Consider the following 25371-nt stretch of genomic DNA (forward strand, 5'->3'; position numbering starts at 1 on the left):
TTATTTAAACAATACCCCAGTGGGATCTGAGCAGGCTGGTTTTGAACCCGGGGTCATCAGGATTGTTCAAGAGTCGCTGCCAGCCGCACTACTCGGCCTGAATGAAACCATTGCGCAGCGAACCTCCGGTGCGCAGGATATGTATTTATTGGGCAGTGTGGTTAATCAAAACGGCTCCATTGTTATTCGCAATACCGAAGGTTCGGTAGAGGTGTCTGGTGAATTACTTGCGGGCACCATCGATATTGTGACTTCAGGGAACTTTAGTTTGAATGTAGAGGGATGGCAGCATTTGGCCGACCCTCGTCAATACATTAACTACACGCCGCTGCGGGGCGAAGTCTTTAATAGTAGTGGTAATTACGATAGCCTTATATTTACCGACTTTGAATCTGCGGCCATGCTGCAGCTACAAAAAGGTATTTTTGAAAATGAGTCACGGATTGTAGCGCGCGGCACAATTACTATTACCGCCGAATTCCTTAACATCAACGGTTTGCTACAAAGTGGCTTAACCGATTTAGAATTAAACATCAGCGAAACCTTTAACCCCACTCGCTCAATTACCTTCATGGATCAAAGCCCAGCCGGTGGACGGTCAATTGATGCTTTCCGTCCAGGTGAAGTTAGTATTTCAGGCGTGGATTTTGGGGTTCAAAACATACCGTTTAAAGCCTATTTTGATGCCAGTACGCAAAGTATTGTTATTGAAGACATCAAGGCGCCTGCGGGTAATATCACCCTCGTTGGGCAGATTTTAAGTACCGGCAATGGTCAGATTCGCGTTGCGGATGGTGCGCCATCACTCACTATCAATAACGCCAGTGCGTTCGATTTAGTATTGGATGGTGTTGATTTAACCAGCAACAATCCGGGTCGCATTCAAATTACTGATACCGCGACACTGCGCCAGACCACCTACACCTTCAAAAATGGTCAAGTTGAGGTTTTAGAAGAACAGGGTGCGCGTGTTAATAACAGCATTGTGTATTCGCAACTGGCACCTGCTGACCTGCGTGACCTGCCAGAAAATGAGCAAGATACTGAAAACCAACTTTGGTTTAATCCAAGAGACAGTGTCTATTATGTCTGGACAGAAGGTCAGGCCGCGGTTCGTCAAGAAATTAAAAAATACGAGAAAAACAGTTTTGGCCTAGGTTTCGCGCAGGTCGGTTTCTTGGTTAGAGACAACAGTTATAAATGGCAGGAAGTGGTATTTTTAGACGCCTCGCCATTGTTGGAGTCGGAAGCGCTTGAATTAATGGCGCTGAATGCGGTTTATGGCATTGAATATGATAATGTGCGCCGCAAAGAAGTGATGCTGACTAAAAATGTCAGCCTAGTGCGCGACGTGAGCAACCCAGGCTTTGGTTTTAGCGCCCAGATGCCGGTGTACCGTTACATTGGTGAAAATGGCGAAGTTTATCTGCCGGATGCGGATTTTAGTGATACAACGCTATGGCAACGTGATGGCCAAGAAAGTGGTACAGACTTCTTAAACCCATCAGCGGATCGGTTTGACAATGACTTTGAAAACTACCAAGTCACCACACAAACATGGACCACCGGTGGTGGTTTCCTGCGCACCAAAACTCAGCACACCAAGGTCACCATTAGCACAGGGGTGAAAGATTTCTACACCCATTTCCTTCGTGCCGACTACCCTATCCAAATTGGGGTTATTGAAAGTAATAATCCGGCTGGTATTTTTGTGAATACGGCCAGCAATCTATTAATTAATGGCGACTTAAAAGTCACCGATGGTAGCACCAATGCCGCAGGTAATGCTATGCCGGTTGGGCGTATTGAGCTAACGGCGGGTGGTAATGTGTTAATGGCGGATGGTGCTGCGATTTATGGTGCCGCACCGTTAATTGATGCCGGGGGCACGGTGCGTGTTGTGCTTGAAGGTGACAAGGGTGAAACCGACATTGTGGCCGGCGGTGATATCCGCGTACAGGTATTTAGTTTAGATAACCAGTCCAGTTTATTGACGGCACAACGCATCCAAGCGGGCGGGGATGTTTTCATTCAAGCGGTGCAGGGTATTCAAGGCACTTCTGTTCAGGGTGCCACGATTAACGGGGTCACTTATGAAGGTTTTATTGCTCAAATTACCGGTAATAATGTTCAGTTAGATGCGCGTTTGGGCGGTATTCGAGCAGAAGTAACCAGTAATATTTTGGGTGATGGTGGTTTTGCCGCAAGAGCCGATACGGATGTGTTAGTGTTGGCCCAAGGTGGCGATCTTCGGCTGATGTTGCCAACAGCCTGGGCAAATCCGCAGGCTTCGGTTTATTCGGCATCTGGCGATGTGAGTATCGATATTGTTAAGGGCTCATTAATTGATTTAATAAAAACCGCTGAACGACCTACGAATAGTCTCAACACGGCTGATGAAGATTTATTAGCTTTAATTGGTGCCGATGGTGTCGATCGCCGACAATATTCGATCTCGGCGGCATTAAATGAATTCTTATTTCCGCATGAGCCTGAGCTAAGCTCCCCGAACCTGTCAGACAACTTTGTCAATATTGCGGCACACAACATCACCCTAAATGCTCGCACTGGCCAATTAGGCCAAGTGAGCGAGCGGATGCTGATCGAACAGCCGCATCAGTTTGACCAACTTACTGAGGCGCAAAAGCAAGCACTTGCGAGTGCCGGCGCCGGTGACATTATTGGGGTCAGTTACGAGCTCTACCGCTATTTAGGTGAAGACCCCCTGACGCTTGATTTAACGGCGGTTGCCCTACAAACTAATCAGACATTGGTGCGTGATTTAGCTAACGGTCAGGTTTATCGATATATCGGTGCTAATAATGTCAATCAGGTTCTGCCAAATCTGTCCGCTAACGATTTCAGTAATGCCTCGCAATGGCGACGTGAGGCGACACTCGAGGCAGACTTTATTGAAGATGTCACCCTAGGGCAATTTAATAACGACTACCTAAATGCCGATCGATTTAATGATACGGCTTTGTGGCAAAAAATTGAGGTGACCAAGCAGACACGTTTAGACCGAGAGCGTCCGGATATGATGACGCTGGCGACTAGCGATCTCGTTCGGGTGCAATATACCCAATCAGAGTATGGCGTTTACGAATATCTGGGTGATGCTATGGAGTTAGACCTAGCGCGTCAGACGTTGAGTGATCCGAGTTTGTGGCAAAAATTGACCGCGGATATTCGCAGTGATGACGGCGTTATCAATCTAACGCAAGACACTATGGTTGAAAGTCGCTTTTTAATCGACAGCATGGCTTTGCAGGTTTGGGAAGAAGTGAATATCGCTGCAACAGGCCTGGTGAGTGCCGTGGGTGATGGTGTTGCGCTGCAATCCAATGGCTCTATAACCATTGACAGCCTAGTATCTTGGTCGGATGCCCGCGTCATTACCGCCGGTGATTTAACGATTGCACAAGAGGGAGCTGTACTGGCACCTAATGAGGCGTCTAATGTTTATTTAGAAGCCGGTGGTCGGTTGCACATCGATGTATCAGCCGCGGTAACCGCAGGTATACAGTTTAATACCAGCAGTGGTGCACCGGTTGCTGAAGTCTCAGGCCAGTTTTCTAATGTTTTTCTCTTTGCCGAACAAGATATTTGGGTGGGTGGCAGTGTCAGCGCATCCAATAATATGAGTATTCGGATGGGTGAATCAAGCGCGGCTTCGCAAGCTGAGTTTGCCAACTACTTTGACACGCTACCTGGCCGAGATATTGACGGGGTGATGGATCCGCACGAACTACACGGACATCGTGAATTTGGCTTCCTACTAACCGGTACCCTCACAACCTTAGGTGCCGAAGGCGATATTCGCATTGAAGGTAAAGACGACCTGATCATACGCGGAAATATCAATATTGCCGATTTAGGCTCTAGCCTAGTCCTACAATCGAATGAGTGGGTTTATTGGGAAGGTAATGCCACTATCGGTGGTGATGTCGAAATCTATGGCGGCACTCGCCGTAACGGCATTGTTGTTGATGATTTAGGTGGCAGTAATGAAGGGCGCAGTATCTACATTCACCGCACCTCGGTATTAAGCACCGAATCAGCCGGCTCCTCTATTAAACTCTACGGTTCAAAAGATATTAATGTGGTCGGGGCGTTAATCGCTGGGGGCATAAGTACCGCTTCTGGAATTGAGTTTACCGCTAAGGATGCGTCAGCCTACCTTAAATCCTTTGGGGGTCAGGTTCGGGTTGATAATGCGGTTTATGCTTCGGAAGATGTTACGTTAATCGGTGGTAAAGGTTCGGCAGTAACGGGCGATAATGTTGGGGTGTTGGTCGATGTGATTGCCGGTGTAGTTTCTGGTGCACACACTAGCCATGACATGGGTGGTGATATTTATATCGATGCTGAGGGTGATGTCTTAATACTTGGTGTTGTGTTGGCCGGCGGTACACCAGGCCTGGTGCGTAATGACGCAGGTGAATTGATTTCAGAGGCGGTTAATTGGAGTGGCAAAGAAGGCCATATTGGGATTTTCTCGGATCAGGCTGTGCGTTTGAGCGGCACTGTGCTAGATGCGGATAATCAGTCAGGGGTGGTTGGGAGTATCATACGTGCTCAAACCAGTATTCACATTGAAGCGGGTCAGGATGATACCGAATTAAGTATTGAAATGGCTGGAAATGCACGGATGAGCACATTTGCAGCCGATAGCACCATTGTTATTTTAGCTGACGGCGATATGCAGTTAGACGGCTTGTTACTTGCGGGTGGTGAGTATCAGCGACAAGGTCATGGCACCAGTCAAACGCTGAAGCGCATTACCAATATCGGCAGTTCCGAAATTTATCTTGAGTCTGAACAGGGGCAAATTCGGATTGGCCGCGATATTATCGCCGGTGGCATGATCGACATAGTGGGTGGTGATAATGCCTTACGTACCAGCCTTGCTAATCCGGAACCAGGCCTGCTGTTGTTGGGTAGCGCAAGTCTACAAACCCTTGCAGCCAATAGTGTTATTAGTTTGGATGCGGGTGCGGGTGGTATTTATATCATGCCGCAAGACGGACAAGGTTACGCCTTGCAAGCATTAGGACGCGATGCACAAATCTTTTTGGGCTCTCCGACAACGCAAGTTCGCAACACCGGTGATATTCAATTAGCCGGCAGTATTTTGGCTCAAGGCAATATTAATGCGGCTACACAAGCCCAGTTAAATATCGAGGTTTTAGGTCAGATAATTAGTTTGGGTGGCGATATTCGCTTGCACTCAGATTTGGGTGGCGAATTTATCGGGAATGTCATCGCTGAAGGACGTAACGCCACGGTTTTAATCAATTCTGATGCCACACTCGCGCTTAATGGCTTACTGCAAACAGGGCGCGTGCTAGATATACGAACAGGCGGTTCTCTAACCACTTCGACCGTGGGTGCGGGTGCCGGCGAGTTTAGAATCACCGGTAATAATGGTGAATTGCGCATGATTGCCGTTGAGGATTTAACCATCAATTCGGTGATTGGCTTAAATGGCGACAACAACTTAAACCAAAACTTGGCGTTGATGGAATTTGCCGCAGAACAGGGAACGCTAACACTACAGAAAGATGCCGGTCAGATTAATACCAGCGCTGAAATTATTTTACGGGGTAATAGCGTTGTACTGGAAGGGGTTATTAATAGCACGCGGGTAAATGCACAGACGCGTGATTTTGTGCTGACCTTAGATGCCACCGAACAGGCCATTATTAGCGGAGATATTAGCTTGTTGGGTTCAATGCGGATTACCTCTGCGGCGCATCTTAGCTTGTCAAATGTTGGTATCTCCTTAACCGGTGAAGGACAGCGCCTAGTGATTGATGCCGCAGGCGATTTGACCTTAGGTACTCTGCCAGGCGGGGTGATTGATCCAGCCAATCCACAAGGGGTAATGCTAGAAGCTAGCCAAGAACTGCAGTTGGTTAGTGGCGGAGAATTAATCATTGGCCAAGATGCGCAGCTCTTTACGCGGGCGGCGAATAGTCAATTGGTGCTAGAGGCCAATCAGATTACTCTGGCGGGGCAAGTCTTCGCGGGTGCTGGCTATAATGCCGACAGTGATGCGGACAACCTGCAGAGCCCAGAATGGTTGGGTTCACAGAGTCAGCTAGTCGTTTTTGCCAATCACAGTGTTAACCTACTGGCATCGGCAGAACTTCACGCCACAGGTTCCATATTTATGCTGGCAGGTAATGGTGGTATTTGGCATCAAACAGGTGCGATTATTGTTACGGATGCAACAGGTAACGGACAACTCACCGCTGTTAACCCCAGTCGCATTCAACTACTCAGTGACGGAGATATCCTGCTTGATGGTGTTATTTCAGCGCTAGATACCGGTTCACGCATAGACGTATTTGGTCAATCACGGATTATTGTCAATAACCTCATTACCGCCGATGGTGAGGTGGTTATTTCGGCGGGTACACATACCAGCGGTACCAGTTTAATTATTCAAGATATTCAGCTAGAAGGCAGCGAGCGTGTTGCGGGTGGGGTTATTGATGTGGCCGCGGGTGGTCGCATTCAACTGGCCGCGAATAGTGGTATTTTGGTTAAAGGGTTAATTGGACAAACGGATGGCGATAGCCAGAATACGCCAAAAGCGGCTGAAATCGTCATAGAGTCGGCGGCAGGAACGATTACCTTTGTAGGAAATGACTCGAACTTTGCCACAGCACAAGCCACCGATACCATTGAGCTTCGTGCGGCGGCAATCAATTTAATGGCCAATAGCCTGTTGCAAACCACTGCAGATACCTCGGTTATTTTTGTAAATGCCCGTGAATCAATTTTAGTATCAGAAGATCCGATAAGGGCAGAAATTAGTGCCGGGGCTTTAGTGCATTTGAGTGCGCCGATGGTCACCATTGGCGGCAATATAGCGGCAACCGCCTTGTTGTCGACCAATTTTGTGCCCCGTGTATTGGTTAACGCGGGTCAGCAATTACGCCATTACGGCAGTATTCACTCAACCGGTGATGTTCAATTAAATGCCGGCGTGAATATGCGTTGGACGCAAACACAACTTGAAGGCGCCATTGCGCAATCCGACTTAACCGGCGGCTTTTTGCAGGTTCTTAACCAGGGTTTGATTGACGCCCCGGGTGATATCAGCTTGCGTTCTGGCGGTGATATTTTAGTGCGCGCTGATGCGGCTGTTGCCGGTGAGCGCACAATACAGGTTCCTGTGGTAACGTTGAGCACTCAAACTGTTGAGGTGATTACCGGTTTCCGTGATATTGCGGTGGGCACCATTGAGGTTCCGGTGGTTACCTATGAAACTACTACCATTATCGACTCTATTGGTTTCCAGCGTTTTGAAACAGGCGCTGAATACACCCAGTTTAATATGACTTTGGAGCAGATTGGTTATTTTAACCCCAATGCCACTGGCACCAACGCCGATAGTCTGCAACCCTTTATGGAGTTCTTTATTGAAGGGATTCATTATCACAATGACCAAATAGATTGGGCGCGTTATTTAACGGGAGCCAATGCCAATGAAGATGTAACCACAACCATCAATAATTTAAAACTCAGTTTTAGTAAAGGTGAGTACAAGAACGCTAATTATAAATCCTTTGATTTGCTAACCGCGCAAGAAAAAGAAGCGGTATTGGCTCACTTAGGTTATATGCGTTTATTCGACTTTAGTTATAGCAACCACCAAACCATCCGCACGGAGGATGGCGTTGTTACCACGACTAATAGCGATCCAAGCTGGAAAAATAGTGCGTTACGCATTTTCCATATTGAGCGCGCGGGTCTAGATGACAAATACATCCGGATGCCGGATGGCGCTCACCTCGATATTCTGCGTGTAGTATCGGATGGCGCTGCGCAATATCTGATTAATGACAACACGCTTAATGGCAATAACTCAGGCAATTGGGCTGCGCAAGATGATGAAGATTATGATGATGCCAAAGATGACGGTAAAGTAGGCGAACTGGTATTGCAGTTTACTGATTTTGCCCATGTGTATTACGACCAAATTGCCTCTAATTTTACAAAAGCAGACTTGAATAATTCATCTAGTGCTAATTTTGTGGGTAACTATGTGGCACAGTCTTGGAGTAGAGTTGAGAATGCTTTAAATGGCAGCCGAGTTACAACATTTAATATCAATGACCAAGGTCCGGCAACCTGGCAGGTTGACTATGCCGGCAGTGGTTTGCGTACATTTGATCTGGTACCCGGCGTATTAACGGGCTATGACCTGACCAGTGTTAGCCAAACCACCTTAGATTTATCGCGCGATCCCAATTGGACCTGGGCAACTACCCGAAGCGTATCAACGGTGAGTGATTTCCATAACAATACTAATGACGTTAATTTAACCACCAATCGGGTTGATGCCTTAACAACATGGATTAATGAGTTACAAAGTAACACGGCGTCGTTAAGTGCAACTGAACTCAGTTTTGCTAATCAAATTGCCGGTAGCTATGACTTTAGAACAGCCTTTGCTGTTTTAGAACGCGATAATTTTGCCACCTCTCGTGGTAAAGGTTTTAATTACCGCAAGTTTGATCGTAGCAAATACCCTAACCTGAATTTTACAGTCAATGCCAGCAATTGGAATACTGACCAAAGACTTAATCAGCTAAATACCATTTTCACCTATAAGCATACGCGAGATAATCCAACCAATTGGGTGAATACGATTCGCCAATTAGCGTCCACTGGGGAATATGAGTTCACTATCAAGGGTGAAAAATACAGTCCTAGTAAATGGAAAATGAACCGTTATCGCATTGAAATTGATGTGCGCAAAGTGGGTAGTGAAACGATACGAGAAACCTTTAAGGATTATGATGCGCACTGGACCTCGTTAACCCACGAAGTCCGTGACGAACGCGTGAAGCTAAGTTTCCAAGTTACCACCGTTGATCAACCCATTTATGGTTTGCGCGAGCAGTTTGGAGCGGTGACCAAACAGATTCGTGTAGAAGGAACAGAGTTGCAAACTGAGTGGCAACAGCGTCCGGTGATTGGTAGTGAAACGATTACCGTCGCAACGCCCTCTAGCCGAGATGTTACGGTCCGCTCTGCCGATTTTGCGGTGCAATCTATTACTGCGACTAACATTACTATTGTGGCCTCAGGTAGTGCTACTATTGAAGCGAAAATGGAAGCCGCTGAAAACCTGACCATCAGCACCGGCGCCAATTTACAAGTGCGTGGGGTGAGCGTCACCGATGGTAATGGTGGGCAAGCGACCGGGCAGGCACATCTTATTGCGCTGAATAGGTTGAGTTTAACCGCCGGAAATAACCTTAATATTGCCAGCGATGTCGCTTTGGACGGCTCGCACCTTGTGTTGAAAGCCAGTAATGATTTGGCTTTGCGCGGAGAAATTGGTTTGGCGTTAAACCCGCCGACCTTGCCGAAAGCGGAAAGCATACTGGTGGAAGCTGGACGCAACATTATCGTTGATGGCTGGATTCAGTCGCAAGACCTTTTAACGCTTGCGGCGGGGGCAGGTATTGCACAAAGCGGCAGCATTACGCTATCCGATAGCAGTGTGTTAGAGGTGCAAAATAGTTCAGCGGGCGACAATAATCTGATGGCGCTATCAGCGGGTGAATTTGGTGGCCATATCTCACTGAATCGCGCCTACCTGTTCAGTGCAGATCAAGTTAGCTTAACCGCCAAGGATGGTCGTATCACCCAATCGGTTGACCAGCTTTACACCAACGGTAATGGTATGGATGTACTACCAGGCCTGGTTAAAGCACAGAAGCTAACGGCCATCGCAGATACGCGAATGTTACTGAATACCCAAGTTGGCGCGGTCAATTTGGAGTTACTAAGTGCCGGTGACATAACCTTGAGTAACTGGGGTAGCTTAAACCTTGAGCGCATTTTGGCGGCGGATGGTCAAATCTCGGTGACCAACTACGGCGACCTGAGCATATCGAACGTTGAAGCGAAAGGTGTTGGCTCGCGCAACAGTATCAATATTATGTCGTTGCGTCAGGATGATAATGGCAGTACCGCGCATCAAACCGTTAACCTGCTTATTACCGCGGATCGTGGCAATATTACCTTGTTAGCCGAAGGCACGATTAAACGTGCGGCGGTGGATACTGATGCGATTCAGGCCAATACTTTGGTGGTTAAAAATCAAACTAACGGTATTGGCTATAATGTTAATTCGATCGAGCTTAATACGAATGTACGCACCCTTGAGGCTGATATTGCACACGCTGGTAGCTTGGTTATTAATCAATCGAGCGGAGTTGCCGATGCAGCAACGCGTGATCTTGTCATAGACAATACCCGCATTAGCGATGGTTTGGTGACCATTACGGCAGAGGGGCAGGTCGATTTAGCGGATGTGCGGATTCAAACAAATGAAACGCGCAGTATTATGTCGGTTACCGCCACCGGTGACATTCTAGTGCGTCATGCCAGTGCGGGTATTTATTTGACTAATGGCGATGCGCTGCCTACACTGGAAAACTTCGATGGTAGCAGTGCCGACATTGTGGATAAAGTGACTTCTCGCGGCACCATTAATCTAACCGCGGGCGGTCAAATTCGCGAAAACTTTGCCGATGCGACCCCTGACCTGATTGCCGATACCTTAGTGTTACGTGCGCAAACCGGCATCATCGACTTCCAAATTGCGGCCAATAAACTCGATGCGATCACCGCATCGGGCGATATTCGTATCACCGATTTAGATGGCAAGCATGAACGTAGTTTGGGCTTAACCATTATCAATGCCCAAATCACCGACTACGCTGATCCTGCAAACCGTTCAACGGTGCAGGTGACCGCTGAAAATAACCTGATCCTTGCGGCTAATGGCAAGGTGATGGGTGCCTTTATTAAACTGGCCAGTGAGCAAGCCGATGTTACGGTGCAAACGCCCACGGGCTTTGATGCCTCGCAATCCTCAACCGACTCCTTGCAATACACGCGTGGTGTTTCGTTTATTGCTGGTGATGGCAATATCGACCTGTATCGATTCTTTGAAGCCACCGAGTTGATGGAGTATCGCGCCGCAAATGGTGGGTTTGCCTTTGGCACCACCACGGCCAACAAATCTACGGTTCTACCAGGCAATATCACCACCGATACGCTGATTGTGGAGAGTGCAGGTTTATTAGCCTTCGGCGGTACTCTAACCATCAAGGATCGTCTAGAACTTATTGCGGGTCAGGATTTGCGCTTAGGCGGAAATGTCGTTGCACGTGACGGTGGCGTTATTGGTGAAGTGGTTCTGGTCGCTCTCGGCGATAGCCAAATCAGTCAGAGTGATGGCTATGGCAGCACAGCAAACACTAACTTTAAAGCTAAAGACTCTGGAAATCTGGTCATTATCACTGACAGTCTGCAAGCGGAAAACTTCGAACTTCGGGCTAAAAATGACATTTTTGTCGATCTCAAAACCAGCTGGAAACTCAGCGGTTTTGTGGGCGGGGTGAGCGGTTTTGAACGTGCTGAAAACATTACATTAAATACCACCGGTGATCTACAGGTTATTGGCGGGATTGTTGCGGCCAAACAACGTCTAGAAGTCGATGCACAATCGGTTACCTTGGATGGCGCTTCGGTCTTTATCGCAGATGATTTGTGGGTAAAAGCGGAAAATTCACTGTTATTGAACACCCTAACCAGTAGCATCGAAGCCTATTCGACGGTTGCCGGCTCTATTGAAATTAATGAAGCTACCTCGACGGTTATCCAACGAGCAATTGCGCAGGATGGTGAGTTGAAAATCTCGGCGGGTAATACGCTATCGGTGCGTCATGCAAGTACGGTTGCGGATGTGGCGGGCAATGATGTAATTTTGCAAGCCAGTAACTCCGTGTTGGTTGATTACGCCGAAGCGGCCAGCTCGGCAGGTGCGCAAAAACTCCATGGCTCGGTCATTATCGATGCCAACAATATCGAGCAGTGGACCACCTTTGACCTTGATGCACAGGGTAATCCGACCACAACACTGATTTATAACAATGATCGCGTTAATGTCTGGGGTAAAACCGTGACCTTGCGAGGTAGTTTAGCGGCGGCACCGGTGTTGTTAACCAGTAGCTTCGATCAAGGGGTTGATAAAGGCTTGCAACTCCGAACTACCACCGATGGTGGCAATACCCCTGGCCTACCTGGCGTATTTATTGACCCCTTCTCAACCATGAGTCAGACGGGTCTCGCCTCAGGAAGTAGTGCCGTTAAAATTGGGACTACAGCAACAGCAACGCCTCAACAAGGCAGTGTTCAGACTGATCGCATTGACTTTTTCTCAAATATCATCCCGCAAGCAGGTGATCAGCTTCGTATTAGTTTTGTCCATAATGATCAAACCTTTGTGACAACGGTTGCTATTACAAGTGCTGACGTTGCCGCTGATTATATCTTGGCAAATGCGCTAAGTAGGTTGGCTGGCGATATTGCATCGCTTGATTTTATGGCATCTGTGACCTTGTCTAATGCCAGTTCGGTACAGCCAAGTCTTAACCTCACCGCTAGCGCAGATAAGGCATTTATAATCAGTGGTGTTGAGCTGGTTCGACAGCAATTTATTGCCATGCCTTCAAGTGTGATTACGGATTTTGGCAACCTAGCCACGGTTAACGTTATTCAACTTGCGGCGCAACAAGATACAGCGCATACCGTAGATTTTACCTTCGAGCCAGAGAGTTTTAGTAACCAAGTTAATTATTATTTTACGCTGGATAATGCCGGTGAAACGCCGGTCGAATTTGCGTTTTTAACCCAGGGCAATAACGCATTCGGCTTTACGATTAAGCAAGGCGCAACTGGGCTGTATTCTGCGTCTTTAACAGGTGTGACCGAGTGGAAAGATCTGTGGGATGCGATGGCGGCACAGATTAATGCGCCGTCAGCAGGGGATTTAACCACGGCATTGAGTTTTGTAACAGCGGTGGTTACTCCGACCAACTTTGATGCGGAAACGCTGGATACTCTGACATTAACGGCTACTCAAGATAATCTGACATTTGATTATGCCGTTGAAGTTACGGCGACCAATGGTATTAGTGTTGTGACGCAGGATACCCTTGGCAATCCGATGAGTGTTCAGTCTGTGTTACTGTCCTTTACCGATGAGCAAATGATTGCGGGTAATACACTGACCTTTAAAGTTGGCGATCGTACTATTTCAGCGACGGTTCCTGCCGCTGACCCTGCCGATGCCGATAGTGCTGCCGAACTTTGGGCTGCATTTGCCGAGATCCTAGCGGCACAATTTAATGAAGGTTTTGATGAAAATGCGAATGATAGTGAAGGTGCCATTATCCCAGACCCACTTCCAGGTGTTGATGCCGAAGTATTAGTTAACCGCGCCGAGTTGTCCTTCCCAGCATCTCCGAGAGGCGACATTGTTATTAACTATGCTGCGATAGGGGCTGATGGTGATGCGGTGACGGATTCCGTAACCGTTTCATCAGGGGAGTATTCAGATAAAAATCAGGCCAGTTTATTAACTGCCCTAGCAGATAAGATTAATGCGGCCCAAAGCCCAGCATTTAAAGTATTGCAGGCCGAGGTTCAAGGTACGAATTTGGTGGTCTTTTCAGAGGCATTAGGTGATGATGCCGATCCGGGTCTTACTATCGGCTTTAGTCCTGCGGCTTTATCGGGTGCCGACATTAGTGTTCGTGAGGCGATGCAAATTCGTTTCACGGCCAATAACGACACCATCAAGCTCTATGGTAACGAGGCATCCAGTGCCACCGGTGGCTTTGAAATTAGTAATTTTAGCGGTAATTTAGCGACAGCTGCCCGATTCGAACAGAACCTAGTTCAATTAGAAACGCTGATAAATCAACAAATCAGTTTGCCAGATCAATTAACGGCCGATCAGTACGTTATAACGGTGGATGGTTATCCGCTAGACTTTGCTTATGCCGATACCTTGTTTACAAGTGATGTTGCTAACACAGCGATTGTGGCACGCCAAGCTTTGATTACTCCAGTCGCTAACACCAGTGCGGGTACGCTTTCACTTACGGTAGCGGGTGCGACTTGTAGTATTAATTTGGCGGCTAATGAAACCCTTGAAGATTTAGTTACGAAGATTAATGCAATCCTAATAGGTTCAAATTCTGCCGAACCCTTAACTGATTATGAAGCCGAAGAAGCCGACAATGGTGTGCTAATCAAAGCAACCAATAACTTTGCCTTGCCTTTAGATATGGTCACCAGTTTCCAGCCTGCAAGTCTAGCCTGGACGGTCGGTACAGAGGAATCAACGGCTGATTCTCGTGATGTTTTGATTACACCAGTCGCTAACACCAGTGCGGGTGAGCTGACAATCCGTATCGCTGACGAAGATTATGTTATTGCATTGTCTGGAGATGAAGATCTAGCAGGCCTGGTGACGAAGATTAATGCAATCCTAATGGGTTCAAATTCTGCCGAACCCTTAACTGATTATGAAGCCGAAGAAGCCGACAATGGTGTGCTAATCAAAGCAACCGCTAATTTCGATACCGAAATGGCTATTGAAGTTAACTTCCAGCCAGAGGATGAAAGCTGGACAGTCGGGACAGAGCAGGTTCAGCGTCAACTAAGCCTGGCGGCGCCTACTATTTTAGTACCGCATCTAGCCTTTAGTTTAAATAGCACCGCCTTCAGCTTTAACTACAGCGACGCCATAACACCATGGTCTAATTTGACCAAGTCGCAACAACTTAACGCTATTGCAACGGATTTAAATAGCGTTACTGGGTTTGATGTTGCGGTTAGTGGCAACAATTTGCAGATTACTGAAACGGACTTGCAAACGAACGACGCCAACTTCAGTGCCTTCACGACCGGAAACTGGGCTGGTTTTAGTAATGCCGAAAAAGAAGCCATGATTTTTACAGTTTGGAAAGCACAGGCAGAAGCGATTTTAGGTGATGGTAATGCCGTTACTGGTGGCGGTGTCAATAATCTTGTTACCGAAGACGGGCGCGTGTTAGAAAACTTCCAGCGCTATACTTTCGCACTTGCTGAGTCGGGTGCTGATTTTGATTTCCTACTCTCGGCCAGATCCAGTGCCGTCGCAAACTTTATTGCGGGTGGGAGTCCTGATCCGGAGCAGGTGGCACTGTTTTTAAATCAGCAAGCCAGCGATACCGTGCGAGAAGCACGAGTTGTTGCCTTTGATGCCACGGCCTTTGCCTATGATAAATTGGCTAATTTGGTAGGAAGCCAGTTTGAAATAAGCGTGCGTGTTGGGGAAAACAAAGCGATCACTTTCAGCGAAACAGTGGTAGCGAATGATACCTTGGCGGCACTTTTAAACCGCTTGGCCGATAAGATTAATGTGGATGCTCGTCTTGCGGTAACCGCGTTAGTAGACAGTAATAAAACCTATTTTAACGCCAACAGTTTTGTTAACAATCAGGGTGTTACGACGACGGTTGATCTTGCGAGCTTAATGGCGGCCAATAACCTGGTGCTAGTGGCAAATGCAACTAACCAAAGCTTCTTTGTCGATAGCTTGGTCGTCAATGAATTAGTTGAAACGGTCTTTAGTGGCGGGCGGTTACAAACAACCACCAACCTTACGGAAAACATCATCGGCCAACAAGCGAAGGTCACGCTGACCTTCCCGGATGCATCGATTAAGACGGCCGATCGGGTAAATGTACGCCTCACCGGGGCTACAGTGGATGTGGCAACAACGGGTCACACTAGTATTGATGCGGCATTGGATGCGTTGGTTGTTGCTATTAATGCGGCAGACTCAACCATTCAAGCCGCCAAGGTGGGCAACACGTTGGAAGTGACGTTAACAGATGCTACTGACTTCAGCACTCGATTGTCTGGTACCTTGCGTGTTGAGGATACCTCGGTGGAGATCCCTACGTTTACTGGCGATCGGGTTGTCGTTACCGAGCCTGATCGTAGCGGTGATTTTGCAATGCAAACCACGGGTAGCTTAACCGTGGTTGCTTTGCCGACCAATTCAGGTGAAAACATCACCCTAAAAGCAGGCCTCTCTAACTCGACCCATAACCTGGTGGTGGTGGATGCCATTGATGTTGGCACAGAGGGTAATAATGAAGTCATACTGGATGCCAGTTTTGGTGGGATTGCCTTAGGGGGCACGGTTACCGCGCCTAACCTTACAGTGTTGTCTCGGGATAACTTAACGCTGGATACGAATGTTAATAACCTCAGCATCACAATGACTGGTTCCGGTGATGCTACGGTAATCCAAAACGGTAATCTCAACCTTTCTAACATTGCAATGCAAGGCGGTAACCTAACGCTGGTGGTTGATGGTGACGTAACGATTGGTGATTTCACCGGTTCAGCGGGTAATATCACGCTTCGTGCGACGGGTGATGTCATTTTCACTGGTACTAGTGCCATAGCAGCTCAATCATCCATGTCAGCCACTCGGATGGTTATTGAAGCCGGTGGTTCTGTAACCGGTGCGATTAATACCGATCAGTTGCGTGTAGACGCCCAAGGTGCTATCAATTTAGTAAATCATGGCAATGTGGTGGTTAATCAACTCAATAGCGCAGGCCATGCTGTAAGTTTGACGACCGCCGGTAATTTAACCATGAACACCGGTGTTAATGTCACTGGCGTTAACGCGCTAATCCTGGCGGCAACGGCTGGAAGCATTAACTTAAATCAAGCCATTACGAGTGGCCAGGGAGCCCTAAGTGTTCAGGCGTCTAACGGTTTAAGCCTATCAGCACAAGCCGATATCACCTCCCAATCAGGGCTCATTACGTTGAATGCCGGTTCGGGTGCGTTTAGCATGACCTCCCAAACCTGGATTGAAGCGGGTGATGCTGAAGTTGTCATTGTCGCGGGTACGGATGCTACGATCGGTAAGATTCGTTCCACCACGAGTGACGAAATTCGCATCACCTCGGGTGCCGCAATATTGGATGCTGGTGATAGTCCAGTGGATATCGGCGCAGCCAACGCGACCTTAGTGATTCGCGCTGAAGGTGGTGTCGGACACGCAACACAGTTGGGCGGGCGCTTGGAAATCAATGTCGCTAAGCTAGATTTAATCAACACCGGCTCGGGCGATATTTATCTTGAAAACACCGGCGCATTAGAGATTCTACGTTTAGACCAGCAAGCAAGTGGTGTGGTGGATATTCGGACGGTTAATGGGTCGATTACGGTCGGCGCGCTAGATGATGACAATAAGGGTTTAACGGCGACCAACGGCGCTGTGATCTTAAATGCGGGTGGTGTCAATGCCGATGAAACGGGCTCGAGTGTTATCTTGAATGAAGATATTAGTACCACAGGCGGTGCCGTAACCTTGATTGCTGAATCGGGCAATATCGAACTCGCTGCTGGGATTCGTGTCGCGGGTAATGGCGATATCACCTTAACCGCCACCCAAGGTGCCGTATTTAATAACCTAGCTGCCGCTAAAGTCGCCTGGTTGTTGAATGCGCAAGATAACTTTAAGTCAACTATTAACTGGGCGTTATTAAACGGTAAGTTTGCGCTAAGTAAAGACGTTGACGGTCGCTTAACCGGCGAAATTACAGCAAACAATCTACAGAGTTTTGAACAGCAACTTTACGGGATCAGTAATGGTCAGGAGTTGCGTTCAGCGGATGGCGCCTTTATTCAAACCGGTGGTAGATTAACAATTCAAGCCGAAGGAAATATCGGCAGTTCGGTTGCTGGCTTTAACGCCAGTCCAATGGCCATCTTGATTGATGTAGTGGAATTGTCAGCATCCAGTTCAGAGCGTGACCAGGTCTTGTTCTTGGCACTGAGCAGCACCGATGTAGTCAAAGCCGATCGTCCCGTTGGGTCTCGCGGTGGCGCAACCGATGTTTATAGCCTGGATGGTTCACAGAAGGTATCAGCGTCGGTCGATGCGGGTGGCGATAATATTTTGATTGTGGCTGATGTCTTAACCATTGAAAACACCTTGCGCAGTGCTGGTGCGCTTATCAATATCAAACCTATTGATAACACACGCACAATTCTGTTAGGTGATTCATCAAGTACCCATGACGATAAGTTGCATTTAACCAACACAGAATTAGCCAAGTTACAACCAGGCTTTTTTGCAATTGAAGTGGGTTCAAATATCGGACAGCACCATATCATGATTGGTGATGATTTTGATGCGCCGGTTGTGGTGCATGATAATTTATGGATTCGAACTCCAGGGTTGGGCAGCCAAATAAGTATTAATCAAGATTTGCATTTAAATAATGGCTCATCGTTAATGATTTTTGGTTCAGGTAACACTACGACAATGTCTGCTGACACGATAGCAGAAGGTAATGTGATTGTTAATGACTCCATCAAGGTTAATGGTGATATCACGATTATCAGTGGCGACAATGGCAATAGTGGTTTTATTGAGCTGGGGTCGCGAGGTTCAGGGCATTACATCAATAGTATCGGCAAAGATCAAACCGACACACTAACACTCACTGCCAATGATGGCGATGTCATTATTAACAGTGAAATTGGCACCACGCTGGATCTTGCGCTAAATGGTCTTGAGATTATCGATGCCATTGATGTGGTCTTTAGAGAGCGCGTCACCATTGATGGTGATTTGGTGATAAATGCGACCGGTGATGTACGCTTCAATAAAAATGTCGTGGTTCGGGGTGACTTAATTATTAATGGCACCTCACAAGTGTTTTTTGGTGATGATATTACGGTCAACGTGGGTGCCGGTATTATAGGTGTTAATGGCACGGACCAATCGCCAGATGTTTCAAATGCGGGCGATCATCACATATATATTCAAACTGACACCTTGGATTTACCGATTCAGCGCTCATCGGCATTTACGGCAAATGGCGGTAGTTTAACCATTGAAACCACTACCTTGGCGCGGGCGATTAACCTTGCATCACCGCCAACCGATGGTAATTCGAGTGCCTTATTTATATCGCAAGCAGATTTGCGTGCATTAACAACGGGCTTTAGCGAAATTCAGGTTGGTAATCAAGCGCGTGACTCAAATGGTGCATTAACTGGCTTGGCTGCGCAAGGGACTGGCAATGTCAGAATTGGTGCGCATACGCAGGGACAAAATACGTTTAATGATGCCTTAACGGTATTTGGCGGCAACATTACGGTGGTTGATAGTTCGGTAGTGGATCGGACTTTAAAGGCTGGGGCAGATTTATCGCTAGTAGCCCACAATAATATTCGCATTGAAAATCAGTTGGAGCTGGTTTCGCAGCAAGGATCCGAGCCGCTTACCCTATCTCTTTATGCACACGAGGGCAACATTTTCCAGCAGAATTCGGGTCTGCTACCGGTAGAAGAATTGATTGTGGCAAATAACCTGATTGCTAATGCTAATACAGGTATTCGTATGCTGTGGACCGCTGTAGATAGCGTTGATTTGACTAATCGAGGGAATTTCGGAGATATTCGTTTCCATACCCAAGCTGAGGCGATGCTGGGTGTAGATGGTAATTTAACAGTGTTGGGCGCCCACCAAACAGCAAGCGCAGGAAATGGCCGAATTATTGTGAGTACGGATGATGGCAACTTGCGAATAGGTACAGCGCCATCAAATTCAGCTGACCGTGCCGTGGAAGTTATTTCTTCGCTAGGTCAAGGTTCGATTTCTTTGGTAGCAAGTTCTTCAGCTAAATTGCAAGGGCAAGACCCTGCGGCATCTCAATACAAGCGGATTGGCACCGACAGTGCGATTGTTATGGAACAATCAATTTCCTCAACATCTGGCGCTATCCAACTAATCGCTGACGGTGATGTAACAACTCATGCTCAGATCAATACCGCAAATGGAGACATTAGGTTGAGGTCTTTGGAAGGTGAGATGCTGTTGTTAGGTGATAGCGTTTTGGCTTCCAGTAACGGTGGTGGTATCACTGTTAATGCCAAAAATGATATTGCGATGTCAAGTAATGCACAGGTGCGTACATCAGGTGGCAATATAGGCGAGGTAGTATTTAGAGCAGGTCAAAATATTGTTCTAAATGAAATTGAAGCAGATGGTCTGATTGATCTTGAAGCTGCAAACGGAAGTATTCGTTTAGCAACGGCGGCAAGTTCTAGTTCGGTGCATCTGCGTGATAATAAAAGTGGTGCGAGTGAAACACTTGAAATTCGCTTAAATGCGGCACAGGGAATTGGCGCGGCGGATGGTGCGACCATAAATACGCGTGCAAAACTACTCGATTTAGTTTCTGTAACTGTTGCTGGTGATGTTTATCTACAAGAAAAAACTGAGTTGTTAATCGGTGATTTAAGTGTAGGTGGGAGCGTGTTTATTACTGCTCAAGATAATGTCGGATTAAATGGTGATGTTGATTTAACGGGAGATTTAATCTTACGATCACTTCAGGGTGAGTTGACAATTAGTGGGGTTATTACAAGTGATTTAGGTGATATCTTACTTAAAGCACATGACAATGTTAATTTAGATACCGCTGATATTGCCACGCTTGGCGCACAACAAGTGATTGATCTTGAAGCAACCGTTGGAGCCATTGCGATGAGTGCGAATTCACGCCTTGCGACCAATAATGGCGATATGCTGTTGAAAGCAGCAAACGATATTGAGGTGGCGACTTTAGAGGCGGGCAGTGGTTCGGTCGGTTTGGTGTCAAACGCTGGCAAGCTGAATGTGCAGGCGGTTGACGGTGTTAATGTGTCGGCGGATGGCTTGCTAATTGATGTGGTTGGTGCGGCAGGCACGGCTAGCGCTATCCTGCAAACTGATGTGCGCGTTGTTGCTGTTAACGCCAGTGCTTTGGTTATTAACAACCAAGGTGAATTGGTCGTTGGGGACGTGTCGGTCAAAAATCAACAAGTTACAGCTTCGGGTATTACCGTGTCGGATACAGCTATCATCAGTACGAGTGGGCTGTTGACCCTAGCGCAGGTTGTTGATGCAGATGCTGAAGTTAGAATTACCGCAGCAGGCCTGGTTAATGGATTTGTTGATGGAATGGATGCAAATATTGTGACCGACGATTTGCATTTAACCATTAGCGGTGATCTAGGTAGCGCGGCTAAAGCGATTGTAACCTCGGTAAATGGCTTGCAGGCGAGTTTGGGTAACGCAGTGTCAGCTAGTTCGGTGTTTATTAATAACACCACGGCACTTGATGTTGTAGACGTTGATCTTAATCAATCGACCAGCTTTAATCTTTCTGCTACGGCATTAACGGTGAATCGTTTGGCGGGTGAACAAGATGCCAATGTGTTCTTGATTGCACTCGATGGCGCTATGGTTATTGCCGATGATATCAGCACAAAAGGCCAGGGCGTGATAAGTCTGGTTGCTAAAGGTCAATTAACCGTTCACCAAGAAGTGGCATTAACCGCAGAGCAGGGTTCAATCTACCTCAGTGCAGATGACGTGTCCTTAGCTGCCAACGCTGTTTTTAAGACCCAAGATGATTTGGTTATCAAGTCGAATGAATCCCTCATTTTAAAGGGTGAATATGCGTTTAATAATCTAGCGTTGATAAGTGGTGGCGCAATTACTATAAGTTCTGATGCGGATATAACCGCAACGGGTGTGCTATTGCAGGCAGATTCAACGGATGCTAATAACGCTGTTGTGATTAACTCAAACAATTTAGATGTGGGTGCTTGGGCGATTAAAACCGCAGGTGGTTTAACCATCGATGCTGCAATCCTAGATTTTGCTTTTGATGAAGTCACCGTTGCAGCGGCTTATAAAGATTCGCTAGTGACCGAAGCAGAAAACTTCAATCAAACCCAGACTAGGGTTGAGGCTGACAAAAACGTAACTATCACGGTTAAGGATGTTGAGTTTAATCAAATACTTAGTGTCGGCGCGGTACTTGATGTTACAGCGACAACAGCCACCCTAAAAGAATCGGTGAGCGTAGCAGGAGCCACAGACCTTACTGTTGACACCCTAACCGCTGAAGCTAACTTCACTGGCACTGGTGTGATTACCATCACCGCGGTTAACGATGTTGAGTTCACAGCAGGCCTGGTAGCAGGATACGACCTAAACATCACCAGCACAGCAGGCGATATTACCCTTAACACGGTTGAGGTAATGGGCGATGCGACGTTAGAAGCCAAGCAATCGATTGTCTTAGGTTCGGTTGATGTAGTTGGCGAAACCCACATTGATGCGGGTGGTAACTTCACACTGAATGGCGAGGCTGATTTTGCAGGATTGCTAGATGTCACAGCGACAGCCGCCACCCTAAAAGAATCGGTGAGCGTAGCAGGAACCACAGACTTTGATGTGACCAGCCTAAGCGTTGAAGGTGACTTCACAGGCACTGGTGTGATCACCATTAACGCGGTTAACGATGTTGAGTTCAAAGCAGGCCTGGTAGCAGGTAGCACGCTAAACATCACCAGCACAGCAGGCGATATTACCCTTAACACGGTTGAGGTAACGGGTGCGGCAGAGATTGAAGCCAAAGACGGTAACTTCACACTGAATGGCGAGGCTGATTTTGCAGGATTGCTAGATGTCACAGCGACAGCCGCCACCCTAAAAGAATCGGTGAGCGTAGCAGGAACCACAGAGTTTGATGTGACCAGCCTAAGCGTTGAAGGTGACTTCACTGGCACTGGTATGATCACTATCAACGCTACCAACGATGTTGAGTTCAAAGCAGGCCTGGTAGCAGAAGACGACCTAAACATCACCAGCACAAACGGTCACATCACGCTCAAGGGTGTTGAGGTAAGCGGCGCGGCAGAGATTGAGGCCAAAGACGGTAACTTCACACTGAACGGCGAAGCTGATTTTGCTGGCTTGTTAGATGTCACAGCGACAGCCGCCACCCTAAAAGAATCGGTGAGCGTAGCAGGAAGCACAGAGTTCGATGTGACCAGCCTAACCGTTGAAGATGACTTCAGAGGAACCGGTGCGATCACCATCACCGCTGAAAGCGATGTTGAGTTCACAGCAGGCCTGGTGGTAGGAAATGCAACCAATCTAAGTGACCTAAACATCACCAGCACAGCAGGCGATATCACCCTTAACACGGTTGAGGTAATGGGTGCGGCTGTGATTGAAGCGAAAGATGGCGACTTCACGCTAACTGGTATAGCTGATTTTGCTGGATTGCTAGATGTCACAGCGACAGCAGCCACCCTAGAGAAAGCAGTGACGGTAGCAGGAACCACAGAGTTTACTGTTGACACCTTAACCGCTGAAGCTGACTTCACGGGCACTGGTATGATCACTATCAACGCTGAAAGCGATGTTGAGTTCACAGCAGGCCTGGTGGTAGGAAATGCAACCAATCTAAGTGACCTAAACATCACCAGCACAAACGGTAACATCACCCTTAACACGGTTGGGGTAATGGGCGATGCGACGTTAGAAGCCAAGCAATCGATTGTCTTAGGTTCGGTTGATGTGGCTGGCGAAACCCGCATTGATGCGGGTGATGACTTCACGTTAATGGGTGTGGCTGAGTTTAAAGATTTGTTAGATGTCAAAGCGACAGCAGCCACCCTAGAGAAAGCAGTGACGGTAGCAGGAAGCACAGACTTTGATGTGACCAGCCTAAGCGTTGAAGGTGACTTCACAGGCACTGGTGTGATTACCATCACCGCGGTTAACGATGTTGAGTTTACAGCAGGCCTGGTTGTAGGAAATGCAACTAATCTAAGTGACCTAAACATCACCAGCACAAACGGTCACATCACGCTCAAGGGTGTTGAGGTAACCGGCGATGCAACCCTAGGAGCCAAGCAATCGATTGTCTTAGGTTCAGTTGATGTAGCTGGTGAAACCCACCTTGATGCGGGTGGTAACTTCACACTAACCGGCGAAGCTGAGTTTAAAGATTTGCTAGATGTCAAAGCGACAGCAGCCACCCTAAAAGAATCGGTGAGCGTATCTGGAACTACAGAGTTCGATGTGACCAGCCTAACCGCTGAAGATGATTTCAGAGGAACCGGTGCGATCACCATCACCGCGGTTAACGATGTTAACTTCCTAGCAGGCCTGGTAGCAGAAGACGACCTAAACATCACCAGCACAAACGGTCACATTACGCTCAAGGGTGTTGAGGTAACCGGCGCAGCAGAGATTGAAGCCAAAGACGGCGACTTTACGCTGAATGGCGAAGCTGAGTTTAAAAATCTGCTAGATGTCAAAGCGACAGCCGCCACCCTAAAAGAATCGGTGAGCGTAGCAGGAAGCACAGACTTTGATGTGACCAGCCTAAGCGTTGAAGGTGACTTCACAGGCACTGGTGTGATTACCATCACCGCGGTTAACGATGTTGAGTTTACAGCAGGCCTGGTAGCAGATAAGCTGGTATTGGACGTTGCTGGTTCGCTAGCGGTTAATCAGTTAAATACGCAATCTGTGAGTGGTTCGGCACAGAATTTGACCATCACTAGTTTGGGTAACCTCACTCTAAATGACTTAACAGTAGCTGGTTTAACCCAGATTAGTGCCGGCGGTGCCCTCAACTTTGAGGACACCACACTGCATCATTTAAGTATTCAATCTTCGGGTGACTTCAACCTTAACCAGTCATTGAGTTTGTCTGGGCTTTTCAGCCTAGAAGCGCAACGCATCCTCATGAATTCGGCTGTTCGAGTCGACAGCGACAGCCTCAATTGGCAAGCGGTGCAAGGTATTTCGGTGGCAGAAATTGCAGCTGAAAGCGTTAGTTTAACAGTGAGTAATGGTTCATTAGTATCGGTATTAGCGCATTCAGATATGAATATCGCTGCGAAATCCCTGCAGGTTAACAGCCAGCCACTAACTCTGTCCGTTTTGCAGCCGCTAACCTCTCAATTAGCTACGATGCCCGTAGTGAAAGCAGACGTTGAAATGCTGGATTTAGGTAATAGTTGGCAGCAAGCACGGAGTGTATTCCAACTAAGCTTATCCGATCAAGATTACTGGGTTAGCAACTCAGGTTCGACATTGCAATTACATCTTGCAACTCCTGTTGTTGTGCAGCCAGAGCTTTTGCAACCGATAAAGGGCGTTCTACTCAATACGCCCGCTGAACGCTTTGATTTATTCTCACGACCCATCATTGTGAACGTGCGTGAACTCAGTGTGTCAGCGCCTAGCTTGAGCGAAAGAAACACGGCAGACGATTTTGCGACTCAGTTGCTTAACCAGGCATTAATACAAGATCAGTCGCTGGGATTATCTGAACGCAATCCGTGGGATAACCCATTCAATGATCGCGAGTTGTTGGATTTTGGTCGTTCGGATGGTGGTTTTGCGCCAAGTTCACTCTTTGAGCGGCTATCGGCCCCCAGTTTTAATCTGCAACCTATTCCAGACTACTCTAGTGTGGTTAATTATGTGGGTAGTGCGCAGTTTAGTAGTAGTGGCCTGTTAAGTGGGCCGGTGTTCCAGTTTGATTTATTTTTAGATGAAGATGAATTAATGCTATAAATAGTAAAAAAAATAGATAAAATGTT

General features: G+C 47.4%; 1 protein-coding gene (only partly in view). It reads left to right on the forward strand.

From position 1 onward, the window contains the following. Positions 1-25345 carry the 3' portion of an LEPR-XLL domain-containing protein gene (locus THICY_RS01780; RefSeq protein ID WP_013834903.1) on the forward strand. Its footprint begins 16196 nt before the window's first position, so the window shows 25345 of its 41541 coding nt (coding positions 16197-41541); its start codon lies off the left edge, out of view; its stop codon occupies positions 25343-25345. Positions 25346-25371: the final 26 nt, after the last annotated feature.

It is taken from the genome of Thiomicrospira cyclica ALM1 (genome assembly GCF_000214825.1).
Lineage (GTDB): Bacteria > Pseudomonadota > Gammaproteobacteria > Thiomicrospirales > Thiomicrospiraceae > Thiomicrospira > Thiomicrospira cyclica.